The sequence below is a fragment of the Rhizobium bangladeshense genome (genome assembly GCF_017357245.1).
Classification (GTDB): domain Bacteria; phylum Pseudomonadota; class Alphaproteobacteria; order Rhizobiales; family Rhizobiaceae; genus Rhizobium; species Rhizobium bangladeshense.
In genome coordinates this window covers 1193943-1206789 of sequence record NZ_CP071612.1, presented here as the reverse complement: position 1 = coordinate 1206789, position 12847 = coordinate 1193943, and the positions used below count along the sequence as shown (strand labels likewise).

Here is a 12847-nt window from a genome sequence, read left to right as displayed (position 1 = left end):
TGCAAGTTTTTCTCACAGGTCTTTGTCTCATGTCCAGCCGTCTGCCGCCCCTCAATCCGCTACGCGCGTTTGAGGCAACCGCCCGCCATGGATCAGTTTCCGCGGCGGGTCGCGAGTTGAATGTCACCCACGGCGCGATCAGCCATCAGATACGCACATTAGAGGAATCCCTAGGCGTGCGCCTGTTCGAACGGGGCGGCAAATGGCTGAAGCTTACAAGCCAGGGCGCGTTGCTGATGCCGGTCGTTTCCAACGCATTTTCGGACATCGCAGCAGCGAAAGCCGCGATGACCCGGCCCGCGACCGGCGGCACGCTGCGCGTGACCTGTGTTGCGGCAGTACTGTCGCTGTGGCTTATCCCGCGGCTGCAGGAATTCACCGATCAATATCCCGACATCCAGCTCGACCTGCGCGCCTCGAACGACCCGAACAATCTGAGCTCCCCGAATGTCGACCTGTGCATTCTCTACGGCGGCGGCAACTGGCCCAATTATTGGTCGCGCCTGTGGAGCCGGATGGAGCTCTTCCCTGTCGTCAGCCCGGCGCTCATGAACAGGCGTCCACTGCGCTCCCCGCGCGACCTGCGCGACCATATGCTGCTGCACGCCGATCGCGGCAATGAGTGGAACACCTGGCTGACCGCCGCCGGCATTGCGCTGCCGGCGCGCCAGCACATGATGAGCGACGCGCGCCTTTCGATCGAGGCCGCCATGCACGGTCATGGCGTTGCGCTCGGAGACAACATCACCACCGCACACATGATTGCGCGTGGCGAGCTGATCGCGCCATTCGAACTTAGGGTTCCGGCCAACGACGCGGTCTATGTGGCCTGCCGAACGGAGGCTCATGCTACGCCAATCGTTCGCGTCTTCATCGACTGGTTCTATGCTTCGCTCGTCCGCAACTGAGTATGGTCGAGGGGAGCTGGGCTGAGCGCCAAACGGGACATCGCCGCACTCCTTGCAACCCACCTGGCCGCGGCACCCGCGTCGCCGTCAAATGCCTGTTACCCCTCGCCGCCTATGTTGCGGCGAAACCGGCAGGCATTATAGTCGGCCGCACAATCTCGGAGATGAGACACATGCACGCTGCCCCTACCCCGCCGGTCACCCTCGTCATCTTCGGCGCGACGGGCGACCTGACGCGCCGCCTGCTGGTGCCGGCGATCATCAACCTGACGCGCCAGCGCCTCGTCGGTGAGGATCTCAATATCCTCGGCATCGGCATCGAGCCGGGCGACGACGAATTCCTGCGCGGGCGGCTCGATGCCTTTCTCAATCATCTGAACGGCGAGGAACAGACGGAGAAGGACGAGGCCTGGGAGAGCCTGCGCCAACGCATTTCCTATATGTCGGGCGATTTCACCAGGGAGGATGTTTTCGTCGAGATCGGCGAACGGCTGGGACCGAACGCCAATGCCGCCTTCTACCTCGCGGTGCCGCCGTCCTTCTTCGGCACGATCGTCGAGAAACTTGCCGCCCATGGGCTGACCGATGAAAGCGACGGCGTCTTTCGCCGCGTCGCCATCGAGAAGCCGTTCGGCACCGATCTCGCCTCGGCGCGGGCGCTCAATGCGCAAATCCTCGCCCAAGTCAACGAAAGCCAAGTCTACCGGCTCGACCACTTCCTCGGCAAGGAGACGGTGCAGAACCTGATGACGGCGCGTTTCGCCAACATGATCATCGAATCGCTGTGGAACAGCCGCTATATCGACCATGTGCAGATCACCGCCGCCGAGATCGTCGATGTCGGCAGCCGCGGCAAATTCTATGACGCCACAGGCGCGCTGCGCGACATGGTGCCGAACCATCTCTTCCAACTGCTGGCGATGATCGCCATGGAGCCGCCGAACAGCTTCGATGCCGAAGCTATCCGCAATGAGAAGAGCAAAGTGTTGAAGGCCTTGCGCATCTATACGCCCGAGGAGGCAAAGACGCATGGCGTGCGCGGCGCCTATGCGGCCGGCCCGCTCAATGGCGTCGAGCTTCCGGCCTATCGCGACAGCAGGGACGTCTCACCCGACAGCCGGACCGAGACCTTCGTGGCGCTGAAGCTCTATGCCGATACCTGGCGGTGGGCGGGTGTGCCCTTCTACCTCAGAACCGGCAAGGCAATGACGGCGCGCGACACGGAGATCGTCATCACCTTCCAGCCGGTGCCCTTCGCGCAGTTCCGGGAAACCGAGGTCAATCGACGCCTGCCGCCGAACCGGCTGGTGATCCAGGTGCAGCCGGACGAGGGCATGAGCATGGAGATCTCGATCAAGTCGCCGGGGCTTTCGGTCGATACGACGCCGGTGTCGCTCGACTTCCGCTATGCCGACAAATTCGACATTGGCAAGACCACCGGATACGAGTCGCTGCTCTACGACCTCTTCATCGGCGACCAGACGCTGTTCCAGCGCGCTGACGGCATCGAGGCCGGCTGGGCGGCGGTGCAGCCCTTCCTCGACATCTGGAGCAAGGACCCGAGCACGCCCGAAGCTTACGCGCCTGGCAGCATGGGGCCAACCTGCGCCGACGAGCTCATCGAGCGCGACGGACGCAAATGGCATGAACTCGGCGTCATCCTGCACCACGAGAGCAAGAAGGACAAATAGAGCCCGCCTACTGACCTTCGCGGCATGCGGGGCTGACGGAGGCGCCGCTATTGCCGCCCTGCGTGGCAAGCGCGCCGCGTGCCTTGCGCGGCGGGCAGCGCGCCCAGTCGACGGGACCGGCCGGGACACCGTTGTCGATGCTGCCGGTTTCGATCGAGTCGAGCGGGATGATCAGCCCGCTTTGCGTCTCGGCGCCCGGCGCGGTGCCGAGCGGCGGCGTGCCATCGATCCGGCCGCTGGCATCCATGCCCATGTTCGACTGGGCCAGAACCGGGGCGGAGAGGCTGAGGAGAGCGATCGACGTTGCTGCAATGAACCTGCGCATGATGCTGTTCCTTCTGGTGTCGGCGATGCAACAGAAACAGCGATCCTGCGCCCCTTGTTCCCTATGGAGCGAGTACGGACGATCAAAGTTTGGCGAGCAGAACAAAACCGTCCTTGGGCTCAATCACGCCAGCGCGACAGCACCGTCTCGAGACCCGTGGGATAGAGTTCAAGCGCGGTGTCCCGCAGCATGTCGCGGCCGAACCAGCGTGCCGTCGCCGCCGTCTCATCCAGCTCGCAATAGCGGATCTCATCGCACTCGTAGAGGGTTTTATCCGCCAGTTCGATATCGGCCGCGAAGATGAATTCGTGGCCGAGTGCGCCATGGTGTTCGAAGATGTTTTCGAGAAGATGCCAGGGGCCGACGATGCGGATTTCCGTCCCGAGCTCCTCCCGGATTTCGCGGTGCAGGGCCCGTTCGCGTGTCTCGCCGAATTCGATCGAGCCGCCGAGCGGCCGGACACCCTTGATGCGGCCGTTGTCATCTTCCACTTCCGCGGCTAGCAGCCGGTTCTCCCGCCAGGCAAGGCCGATCACTTTCACCCTGATCTGCTGCGGCGGGCGCCAGACGGTCATGCAGTTCATCCATCTTGAGAGCTCAGGGAGCGACAAAAGTAAAGCCCCGCAGCGTTGCCACGGGGCTCTTGCCGTTCTGTCCTCGTTCAGACGAACTGGCTGAGGCCGGGGACGGAGGCGACGACTTCGTCGACAAGCTCTTCGCCAGCATATTGCTTGGCGATCGCGATGGTCTCCTTGGCGAGCGAGGTGATCTCGCCCATGCCGAGGCCCTCGCCCATCAGCTGCTGGCCGAGCCCCATGATGCCGCCACCGCCGAGCGAACTCATCAATCCGCCGAGCAGGCCGCCGCCGCCCTCACCTGCGCCATTGAACTGGGCGACGAGATCGGCGCCGCCGGGAATTGCTTCGATCATCCGCGCGACCGGGCCATCAGCGGCCTCGCGCTGCAGGAAGCCGAGCATCATGCCGAGCGCCTTCTCCGCCTGCTCCGGGGCAATACCCACGCGATCGGCGATTTCAGTCACAATTTCATTCATCGTCAGCCTCCTGTCATTTTGACGTTAACGTCAACGTTAGTCGAGATTCGAGCGCAACTCAAGCCAGGGTTACCACGAGGCTTTCATCCGCTTTTGCTTCCGAGACAGACAGTTGTCCGCATCCGGCTGCCTGCTTATAACAGGGAAACGATGGTTCGATGAAGGCGGCGTAAGGCCAGGCCTTCTCAGCAAATGGCGGCAGAGCCGAAGGGAGCACTGGGGATGATCGAGGACGGCAGGATTTTCATCGGCGCGAGCCGCAATCCCGACGACAGCATCAACAAGCCGGAATATCTCGACCTGAAATTCGGCAATCGCCACGGCCTCGTCACCGGCGCCACCGGCACCGGCAAGACGGTGACGCTGCAGGTGCTGGCGGAAGGCTTTTCCCGGGCCGGCGTGCCGGTCTTTGCGGCCGACATCAAGGGCGATCTGTCCGGCATCGCCGCCAGGGGCGAGCCCAAGGACTTCCTCACCAAGCGGGCCGAACAGATCGGTTTTGCCGATTATGAGTTCGACCAGTTCCCGGTGATTTTCTGGGATCTGTTCGGGCAGAAGGGCCACCGGGTGCGCACCACCGTCGCCGAGATGGGGCCGCTGCTGCTCGCCCGGCTGATGGATGCCTCCGAGCCGCAGGAAGGCGTCATCAACATCGCCTTCAAGATCGCCGACGAAGCCGGGCTGCCGCTGCTCGACCTCAAGGATTTCACCTCGCTCCTGAATTATATGGGCGAGAACGCCTCCGAGCTCTCCAGCCAGTACGGCCTGATCTCCAGGGCCTCGGTCGGCTCGATCCAGCGGGCGCTGCTCGTGCTCGAACAGCAGGGTGCCGAGCATTTCTTCGGTGAGCCGGCGCTGAAGATATCCGACATCATGCGCACCAGCAACAATGGCTACGGCCAGATCTCGGTGCTTGCCGCCGACAAGCTGATGATGAATCCGCGCCTTTACGCCACTTTCCTGCTCTGGCTGCTGTCGGAGCTGTTCGAGGAACTGCCTGAAGTGGGCGATCCGGAAAAGCCGAAACTCGTCTTCTTCTTCGACGAAGCCCATCTGCTCTTCAACGACGCGCCGAAGGTGCTGATCGAACGGGTCGAGCAGGTGGTGCGGCTGATCCGCTCCAAGGGCGTCGGCGTCTATTTCGTGACGCAGAACCCGCTCGACGTGCCGGAAACGGTGCTCGCCCAGCTCGGCAACCGCGTCCAGCATGCGCTGCGCGCCTATTCGCCGCGCGAACAGAAGGCGGTGAAGACGGCCGCCGAGACGTTCCGGCCGAACCCGGCCTTCGACTGCGCCACGATCATTACCAATCTTGGCACTGGCGAGGCGCTGGTCTCGACCCTGGAGGCCAAGGGTGCGCCGTCGATCGTCGAGCGCACGCTGATCCGCCCGCCGTCCGGCCGCGTCGGCCCGCTGACCGATGGCGAGCGCCAGCAGGTGATGGACAAGAGCCCCGTTCTCGGCGCCTATGACGAGGACGTCGACCGCGAATCCGCCTTCGAAATGCTGACGGCGCGCGCCAAAAAGGCGGCTGAAGCCGAGGCCGCCAAGCGGGCGCAGGCAGAAGCGGCAGAGCAGCCGGGCACGACCTCCGGCTGGAGCCTGCCGGGCTTCGGCGGCGATGAGGACAACCGCCAGGGCCGTGGCCAATCACGCGGCAGGTCTTCCGGCTACCAGCGCGAAACGGTGATGGAGGCGGCGATGAAGAGCGTCGCCCGAACGGTCGCCACCCAGGTCGGCCGGGCACTGGTGCGCGGGATCCTGGGGAGCTTGAAGCGGTAGGTTCGGCGGTCTTGCAGTGCCCCGGGTCTCTACCCCTCCCATCGGTCCACCGCAGGCAGGGCATAGGATATGCTTCACCCTCTCCGCTCACTTCCGTTCTGGTATGACATGTCCGCTCTCGCCACGTTTTTAAGGGAAGAGGGTTAGGGTGTGTGAGGTAATCTCAGGACGAAGCCGGCCGAGAAAGCCGGGCGGCAAGTTCACCACTTTATCTTGAACCTTCGGCGTTTCTTCCCTAAATTGCCCGCCATCGACCATTTCAACAGGATGTGTGCCGCAATGGATTTCAACCCGATCGCAATGCCAGTTCGCCTTGCCAACGGGGAAATCCATATCCATGCCTGCATCCATCACTCTCTCGCAAATTTCCTGGGCCACACCTGACGGGCGGCCGCTTTTTTCCAATCTCAATCTCAGTTTCGGCAGTGACCGCAGCGGTCTTGTCGGGCGCAACGGCGTCGGCAAGACGACGCTGCTGAAACTTGTCTCCGGCGATATCCGGCCGCATTCCGGGTCGGTATCGATCAACGGCAGCCTCGGGGTGCTGCGTCAAAGCGTTCAGGTCGCAGCCGAAGAGACCATCGCCGATCTCTTCGGCGTGACGAGGGCGCTTGCGCTTCTTCGTCGCGCCGAAGCCGGCGAGGCAACGGCCGACGAGCTTGCCTCGGCGGACTGGACGCTGGAGGCGCGCCTCGCAGCCGCGCTCAACCGGACGGGGCTCGACGCAGAGCCGCGGACGCTGCTTGCCGCACTCTCTGGCGGGCAGCGCACCCGCGCCGCGCTTGCCGCACTTATCTTCAGCGAACCGGATTTCCTGCTGCTCGACGAACCCACGAACAATCTCGACCGCGAAGGCCGCGAGGCGGTGATCGCGCTGATTTCAGGCTGGCGGGCCGGCGCGGTCATCGTCAGCCATGACCGGGAATTGCTCGAAAGCGTCGATCAGATCGTCGAGCTGACGTCGCTTGGCACGACGCGCTACGGCGGCAACTGGAGCCATTACCGCGAGCGCAAGGCTCTTGAGCTTGCCGCCGCACAGCATGATCTTGCCGATGCCGAAAGACGCATGGCCGAGGTTGCCAGGAAAGCGCAGGCGAATGTGGAGCGTCAGGCACACAGGGATAGCGCCGGGCGGAAGATGGCCGCCAAGGGCGGCATCCCGCGCATCATGCTCGGCGGCATGAAGGAGCGGAGCGAAACCACAGGGGGCGACAGTGCGCGTCTTGCCGAACGAAGGCGCGCCCAGGCCCTTGAAGAGACCAAGGCGGCGCGCGAGAAGATCGAGATCCTCCAGCCATTGTCGGTGAGCTTGCCGCCGACGGGGCTGCCGGCCAGCAGGATCGTGCTGAAGATCGATCGCGTGACGGCAGGTTACCGGCCTGATGAACCTGTCATATCAGATCTCTCCTTCGACGTGACGGGACCGGAACGCATCGCCGTCACGGGGCCGAACGGCTCGGGCAAGACGACGCTGCTCGCGCTCATCACCGGCGAGCTCAGTGCCTGGGTCGGCACGGTGGCCGTGATGACCGGTTTCGCGATGCTCGACCAGAAGGTCGGCCTTCTCGATCCATCGGCCTCCATCAGGGACAATTTCCGCCGGATCAATCCGCACGCCGATGAAAACACCTGCCGGGCCGCGCTTGCCCGCTTCATGTTCAGGGCCGATGCGGCGCTGCAGACGGTTTCGAGCCTCAGCGGCGGTCAATTGCTGCGCGCCGGCCTTGCCTGCACGCTTGGAGCCGCACCGCCGCCGCTGCTGATCCTCGACGAGCCGACCAATCATCTCGACATCGACTCGATATCGGCGGTCGAGGCGGGTCTCAGCACCTATGACGGGGCGCTGATGGTCGTCAGCCACGACGAGACGTTTCTCGAAAATATCGGTATAACGCGGCGGCTGGAATTGCGGAGCGGCGGTGATCCGGCGGGGTGATTTCCGGATAACGGTAGCGCTTCCCGCCGGTAGCACCTGACGCCGACACACCCGCCTCGTCCTTCGAGGCCCTTGCGGGGCCACCTCAGGATGAGGCTCTCGTGAGAGCCGAGCGTGGCGCCATCCCAAATCGGCGTGCCTGCGCCTCCTTGCCTCTTTTGGCGGGCAATGGTATTTCCCAACTGCAATCCTTTCGAGAAAGGAGGATCACGTCATGCAATATTATTTCCGGCATCATCGCCAGCGTGGTCCCGTCGACGCCCTGCAAATGCGTTTGCAGGGCTGACCAGAGACGCTTTTCGACATCTCTTCCTGGTCTGCCCTTCGTGGCCGATGCGCTGCCGTCAGCTGACTGTGCGCATTCCTCTCATTCCCGGGCGCGAAAGACGCAATCCGTGATGGCCTGATGCCACCGATTGCGCCTGCCCCGGTCAGGACCAGAGAACGAACATGACCCTCATCAATATCCGCAATCTCGGCGTGACGCTGGGCAATCCGTTGTTTTCCAACCTCAGTCTCGTCGTCAATTCCGGAGACCGCATCGGCCTCGTCGCCGCCAACGGCCGCGGAAAATCCACCCTTCTTGCCTGCATTATCGGCGCGCTGGAGCCGAGCGAGGGCGAGATCACCAGAGCGCGCGGGCTCACCATCGGCCATGTCGCGCAGAATGTGCCCGGCGCACTTTTCGACACGCCGTTCCATGATGCGGTGCTGCAGGCGTTGCCCGCCGATCAGGCCGAAAGCGAGAGCTGGCGCGTCGACGTCGTGCTGGAATCGTTGGAGGTACCGGAGACCATGCGCAGCCGGCCGGTGAAGCAATTGAGCGGCGGGTGGCAGCGGCTCGCCTTGCTTGCCCGCAGCTGGGTGACCGAGCCCGACGTGCTTCTGCTCGACGAGCCGACCAACCATCTCGACCTCGAAAAGATCGCGCAGCTGGAAAGCTGGCTGAATGCGCTGCCGCGCGACGTGCCGGTCATCCTATCCAGCCACGACCGCGCCTTCCTCGATGCGACGACCAACCGGACGCTGTTCCTGCGGCCGGAGCAATCGCCGGTCTTTGCGCTCCCCTATAGCAGGGCACGCGCCGCCCTCGACGAGATCGACGCCTCGGAGGCACGCCGGTACGAGCGCGACATGAAGGCGGCGGAGCAGCTGCGCAAGCAGGCCGCCAAACTCAATAATATCGGCGTCAATTCCGGCAGCGACCTGCTCGTCGTCAAGACGAAGCAACTGAAGCAGCGGGCGGAGAAGCTGGAGGATGCGGCAAGACCGGCGCACCTCGAACGTTCGGCCGGCGCCATCCGCCTGTCCAACCGCGGCACGCATGCCAAAGTGCTGGTCACATTGGAAGACGCGGCGGTGACGACTCCGGATGGGACGCTGCTGTTCAGAACCGGCCGGCAGTTCATCTGCCAGGGCGACAGAATCGTGCTCCTCGGCCTCAACGGCGCCGGCAAGTCACGGCTGGTATCGATGCTGAAACAGGCGATCGAGAAGACGGAAATGGCGCAGGACGGCATCAAGGCGACGCCCTCGCTGGTTCTCGGCTATGGCGACCAGGCGCTTGCCGATCTTGCCGACAAGGATACGCCGATCGGCACGATCATCCGCCGCTTCGATGTCGGCGACCAGCGGGCGCGGGCACTGCTCGCCGGCGCCGGCATGACTATCGACATGCAGGGAAGACCGATCGGCCAGCTTTCCGGCGGCCAGAAGGCGCGGCTCGGAATGCTGGTGCTGCGGCTGACGGAGCCGAACTTATATCTGCTCGATGAGCCCACCAACCACCTCGATATCGAGGGGCAGGAAGCGCTGGAGAACGAATTGACTGCGCATGAGGCGAGCTGCCTACTGGTATCGCACGACCGCAGTTTCGTGCGGACGGTCGGCAACCGCTTCTGGCTGATCGAAAGGAAGCGGCTGGTGGAGGTGGAGAGCCCGGAGGGGTTCTTTGCTTCTGTGGGATCGCGGGGATGATGGGTGTCTGGCACTGCCCCTCACCCTAGCCCTACCGCGGTCGAGCCATTGGTTCCGACCCGTGGCTCGACCTCCGTCGGTGGCGGCAGCCGGATGAGGGCTGGCCACACGATGCACCGTCAACGACACACCGAAAACATTACCGCTTCGGCGCCACCAGGCAGAAGAAGGCGCCCTGGGGGTCCGTGGCCTGAATGATCCAGCTGCCGCCGGGGACCTCCATCGGGCCGTTGACGACCTTGCCGCCGCCCGAGGTGACGCGTTCGATCGCAGCGTCAAGCGCTGGCACGATGAAGTAGTAGCACCAGAATGGCATCGGCATGCTGTCCGGCTTGGTCATCATGCCGCCGGTCTGTCGGCCGTCATGGGCGAAGAGGTAATAGACACCCATCGGCCCCATATCCATCTCGCTGTCCTTCGTCCAGCCGAAGAGCTTGGTGTAGAAGGCAAGCGCATCTTTGCCGTTGCCGGCATAGAGTTCGTGCCAGCCGATGTTGCCGGGCGCGTCGGGGGCGAGTTCCGGCCAGGTCTGTTCCATCGGCGCCGGCGTCATGATGCAGATGACGGCACCATCCGGATCGGCGACGACGGCGAAACGGCCGATGGTCGGGATATCCTGCGGCGGCCGGCGGACCGCGCCGCCATTGGCGGCGAAATCCCTTGCCGTCTGATCGACATCGTCGACGCCGACATAACCCGTCCAGTTCGGCGGAATGCCCTGGGCTTCAAGCTCGGCGGGAAACTCCATCAGACCGGCGACGCCGATGCCGTTCGCCTCGAAGACCGTGTAGGTCGGCATGCCCTCCACCTTCATTTCCGAGGTGGTCCAGCCGACGACGGAACTGTAGAATTTCGCGGCGGACGAGGTGTCGGGGGTCATCAGCTCACACCAGATGAACTTTCCATGCGTCTTGGACATCACTCTCTCCCTCTTCTGACGCCTTTCGCTGCGTAGGGCGCCCTGATTGTCAGATTTTGCGGGTGTAATGCGCTTCCATGAACTGCTTCCAGGAGCCGTCGGCCTGCTTGGCGCTGGAGGTGAAAGTGCGGCGATGGTCATCGATGAAGGTGATCCGCTCGCGGTAGTCGGCGAGGCCCTCGCCGTTGAAGTCGGGTCCCGTCGTATAGAGGTCGAGCACATTGCCGGAGGCGTCGACCTCGCCCTCATAGACCCACATATAATCCATCATGCTGCCGATCCAGCTGCCGACATACTTGCCTTTCTCGGCGTTGTAACCGAGCGTCAGGATCGTGGTGGCCTGCTTGCCATCCGGCATGGGGCCGGTTCCTTCGGCGACGAACCAGATGCCGTGCAGCGAACGGACGGTCTCCGTCCAGTCCTTGCCGTCGGACATTTCGGGAGCGGTGACGCTCCAGTCGCCGACCAATCTCTCCAAAAAGGAATGCTCCTTCAGCACTTCGGCGGTCTTCATCATCCTCTTCTCCCTTCGAATGACGATATTCCAGACATTTGAATGCTCAGTGACAGCAGGACTGCGCCTTGGCGGCATCCTCATATTCGTCATGCCGGCGGACGAAATCCATTATGGCCCCCTCGTTGCGGCCCTTCGGCGCGCGGTCGAGGATCATCAGAGTGCCGATCAGTTCTTCCGGGCCGCGGGCGTAGCTCGAATAGGTATGAAAGATCTCGCCCTTGTCATTGCGGTAGAAGGCGCTGAGGCCAGGCAGTTCGTCATGGGCCTCGGCCGGCTCGATGGCAGTGAAGTTATAGAAGACCTTGTCTTTGGCAAGATCCTCCTGGCTGAAAGAAACGTGATAGTCGAAATTGAAATCGCTGCCGAAGGACGAGACCCATGGAAATTTCCAGCCCATGCGCCTCTTGTAGGCGGCGATCTTGTGGAGCGGCGCACGGGAAACGGCGACCCAGGTGACGTCGTGGTTGTTGAGATGCGGCAGGGCGCCATCCACATGATCAGACAGGAAGGAGCAGCCGGTGCAGCCGGCCTCCCAGTCCGGCCCAAGCATGAAATGATAGATCAGCAGCTGGCTGCGACCATCGAAGAGATCGGCGAGCGATTTCCTGCCTTCGGGCGTGTCAAAGATGTAATCCTTGTCGACCTTCACCCAGGGCAGCGCCATGCGCTCGGCGTTGATACTGTCGCGCAGCCTCGTCGCCTCCTTTTCCTTCAAGAGCAGGGCGCGGCGGGCCTCAAGCCATTTCTCGCGGGAAACAACCTCATTCTGCATGGGATGCGCCCTCCTCCGGCGCCTGCCGGTGAAGCCGGCTCATCTCCTTCTCCTTGACTAATTACATTGATATCAATAGAAAATAGTCATGTCAAATTCGATCGAGATTCCCTTTTCCACGACGCTGATGGTGCGCGACACCTGCCTCTGCCTGCATGTGCAGCGGGCGGCGCGAGCGCTTGCCCGGCTGTTCGACGATGCGCTGCGGCCGGCCGGGCTTACCAACGGACAGTTTTCGCTGATGATGTCACTGAACCGGCCGGAACCGCCGCCGATGGGGCCGGTCGCCGCCCTGCTCGCCATGGACCAGACGACGCTGACGGCGGCGCTGAAGCCCTTACAGCGCAAGGGCTGGGTGGTGGTAATGGAGAACCCCAGGGACCGGCGCGGCCGGCTGCTCAGCCTTACCGCCGAAGGCAAGGCCGCACTGGCGCGGGCGCTGCCGATCTGGGAGAGCACGCATGCCGTTCTCGACCGCACGCCGCCGGACGGCGGCGCGGCGCGGCTCCGGCAGGACCTGCAGGCGCTGTCGGGGGTGACGGTGGAAACGCCGAAACGGTCTGGGTCATCCCGCCGCCCACCTCGAAGCGGGCGTACTATGGGGGCATAAGGCGAGCTGGAGTGATCCGCCGCTGTTCAAACTTGCATGCTGATACCCGGTTAAGCCCCACGGCTCATCGATTTGTGGCGAGGACGGCCCCTTACCCCGGGATCGACATTCAGGATTCCAATCGCTTGATCACTGCCACAGGACACCGTGTTGAACACGGAGGTCTGAGCGATTAGCAGTGGACGAAGATTGCATGCCTGTCCGGCAAGACTGGTGATCCGGGCTCGAACAGCCGTTTTTGCTGGAGGAAGCGGCCACCGCAGGATTTTCTCGAACTCCTGTCGCCGTTCGTGTACATCTCCGCGCGGGTTCCCATTTACCCCTACTATGCTCCTACCGGGCGGAATGACGAGAAT

At 63.2% G+C, this 12847-nt stretch carries 12 protein-coding genes and 1 pseudogene; 6 read left to right on the top strand and 7 right to left on the bottom strand.

The genetic code is table 11. The features are described from left to right. Window positions 1-29: 29 nt before the first annotated feature. Both J2J98_RS05865 and zwf read left to right on the top strand, forming a co-directional pair. A pseudogene (locus J2J98_RS05865) lies at window positions 30-896 on the top strand (LysR substrate-binding domain-containing protein); the annotation flags it as partial. Window positions 897-1081: 185 nt separating this feature from the next. Then, window positions 1082-2599 (top strand): glucose-6-phosphate dehydrogenase, encoded by a 1518-nt coding sequence (zwf, locus tag J2J98_RS05860; RefSeq protein WP_207602608.1) that lies wholly within the window; start codon window positions 1082-1084, stop codon window positions 2597-2599. Between the two features lie 7 nt (window positions 2600-2606). Here zwf and J2J98_RS05855 read toward each other — a convergent pair whose 3' ends face one another. The 3 genes from J2J98_RS05855 to J2J98_RS05845 form a co-directional block, all read right to left on the bottom strand. Beyond that, window positions 2607-2924 (bottom strand): hypothetical protein, encoded by a 318-nt coding sequence (locus J2J98_RS05855; protein WP_138393620.1) that lies wholly within the window; start codon window positions 2922-2924, stop codon window positions 2607-2609. A 119-nt stretch (window positions 2925-3043) separates the two neighbouring features. Continuing rightward, entirely contained in the window at window positions 3044-3499 is a 456-nt protein-coding gene (locus J2J98_RS05850) for an NUDIX hydrolase (RefSeq protein ID WP_138393621.1), read from the bottom strand. An 86-nt stretch (window positions 3500-3585) separates the two neighbouring features. After that, window positions 3586-3978 carry a hypothetical protein gene (locus tag J2J98_RS05845; RefSeq protein WP_207602607.1) on the bottom strand — a complete coding sequence of 131 codons (393 nt, stop codon included), beginning with the start codon at window positions 3976-3978 and terminating at the stop codon, window positions 3586-3588. 222 nt (window positions 3979-4200) lie between these two features. On the opposite strand from J2J98_RS05845, the gene J2J98_RS05840 reads away from it, so the two are divergent. Then, window positions 4201-5760: a helicase HerA-like C-terminal domain-containing protein gene (locus J2J98_RS05840; protein ID WP_207602606.1), complete on the top strand. Its 1560-nt coding sequence runs from the start codon at window positions 4201-4203 to the stop codon at window positions 5758-5760. Window positions 5761-5889: 129 nt separating this feature from the next. Here the strand turns inward: J2J98_RS05840 and J2J98_RS05835 are convergent, their stop codons facing one another. After that, on the bottom strand, window positions 5890-6099 hold the full coding sequence (locus J2J98_RS05835) for a hypothetical protein (protein WP_207602605.1): 210 nt from the start codon (window positions 6097-6099) through the stop codon (window positions 5890-5892). On the opposite strand from J2J98_RS05835, the gene J2J98_RS05830 reads away from it, so the two are divergent. Both J2J98_RS05830 and J2J98_RS05825 read left to right on the top strand, forming a co-directional pair. After that, window positions 6098-7696 carry an ABC-F family ATP-binding cassette domain-containing protein gene (locus J2J98_RS05830; RefSeq protein ID WP_207602604.1) on the top strand — a complete coding sequence of 533 codons (1599 nt, stop codon included), beginning with the start codon at window positions 6098-6100 and terminating at the stop codon, window positions 7694-7696. The two genes, J2J98_RS05835 and J2J98_RS05830, sit on opposite strands and share 2 nt — an antisense overlap. A 450-nt stretch (window positions 7697-8146) precedes the next feature. Next, entirely contained in the window at window positions 8147-9673 is a 1527-nt protein-coding gene (locus tag J2J98_RS05825; RefSeq protein WP_207602603.1) for an ABC-F family ATP-binding cassette domain-containing protein, read from the top strand. A 139-nt stretch (window positions 9674-9812) separates the two neighbouring features. Here J2J98_RS05825 and J2J98_RS05820 read toward each other — a convergent pair whose 3' ends face one another. Genes J2J98_RS05820 through J2J98_RS05810 form a run of 3 tightly spaced genes read right to left on the bottom strand, consistent with a single transcriptional unit; the run spans window position 9813 to window position 11881 of the window. After that, a complete protein-coding gene (locus J2J98_RS05820) occupies window positions 9813-10592 on the bottom strand; it encodes a VOC family protein (RefSeq protein ID WP_207602602.1) in 780 nt (259 codons plus the stop codon). Between the two features lie 49 nt (window positions 10593-10641). After that, complete coding sequence (locus J2J98_RS05815) at window positions 10642-11109, bottom strand: DUF1579 domain-containing protein (RefSeq protein WP_064706554.1); 468 nt, start codon at window positions 11107-11109, stop codon at window positions 10642-10644. A 43-nt stretch (window positions 11110-11152) separates the two neighbouring features. Continuing rightward, window positions 11153-11881, bottom strand: coding sequence for a DUF899 domain-containing protein (locus tag J2J98_RS05810; RefSeq protein WP_138393627.1), 729 nt, complete (start codon window positions 11879-11881; stop codon window positions 11153-11155). Window positions 11882-11969: 88 nt separating this feature from the next. Here J2J98_RS05810 and J2J98_RS05805 point away from each other — a divergent pair, with 88 nt between their 5' ends. Further along, window positions 11970-12491 (top strand): MarR family winged helix-turn-helix transcriptional regulator, encoded by a 522-nt coding sequence (locus tag J2J98_RS05805; protein WP_207602601.1) that lies wholly within the window; start codon window positions 11970-11972, stop codon window positions 12489-12491. The last annotated feature ends 356 nt before the right edge of the window (window positions 12492-12847 follow it).

Excerpts from the sequence above, each read along its gene's own strand:
- zwf (WP_207602608.1), top strand. The coding sequence starts at position 1,082 with ATGCACGCTGCCCCTACCCCGCCGGTCACCCTCGTCATCTTCGGCGCG.
- J2J98_RS05855 (WP_138393620.1), bottom strand. The coding sequence starts at position 2,924 with ATGCGCAGGTTCATTGCAGCAACGTCGATCGCTCTCCTCAGCCTCTCC.
- J2J98_RS05850 (WP_138393621.1), bottom strand. The coding sequence starts at position 3,499 with ATGACCGTCTGGCGCCCGCCGCAGCAGATCAGGGTGAAAGTGATCGGC.
- J2J98_RS05845 (WP_207602607.1), bottom strand. The coding sequence starts at position 3,978 with ATGAATGAAATTGTGACTGAAATCGCCGATCGCGTGGGTATTGCCCCG.
- J2J98_RS05840 (WP_207602606.1), top strand. The coding sequence starts at position 4,201 with ATGATCGAGGACGGCAGGATTTTCATCGGCGCGAGCCGCAATCCCGAC.
- J2J98_RS05830 (WP_207602604.1), top strand. The coding sequence starts at position 6,098 with ATGCCTGCATCCATCACTCTCTCGCAAATTTCCTGGGCCACACCTGAC.
- J2J98_RS05835 (WP_207602605.1), bottom strand. The coding sequence starts at position 6,099 with ATGGATATGGATTTCCCCGTTGGCAAGGCGAACTGGCATTGCGATCGG.
- J2J98_RS05825 (WP_207602603.1), top strand. The coding sequence starts at position 8,147 with ATGACCCTCATCAATATCCGCAATCTCGGCGTGACGCTGGGCAATCCG.
- J2J98_RS05820 (WP_207602602.1), bottom strand. The coding sequence starts at position 10,592 with ATGTCCAAGACGCATGGAAAGTTCATCTGGTGTGAGCTGATGACCCCC.
- J2J98_RS05815 (WP_064706554.1), bottom strand. The coding sequence starts at position 11,109 with ATGATGAAGACCGCCGAAGTGCTGAAGGAGCATTCCTTTTTGGAGAGA.
- J2J98_RS05810 (WP_138393627.1), bottom strand. The coding sequence starts at position 11,881 with ATGCAGAATGAGGTTGTTTCCCGCGAGAAATGGCTTGAGGCCCGCCGC.
- J2J98_RS05805 (WP_207602601.1), top strand. The coding sequence starts at position 11,970 with ATGTCAAATTCGATCGAGATTCCCTTTTCCACGACGCTGATGGTGCGC.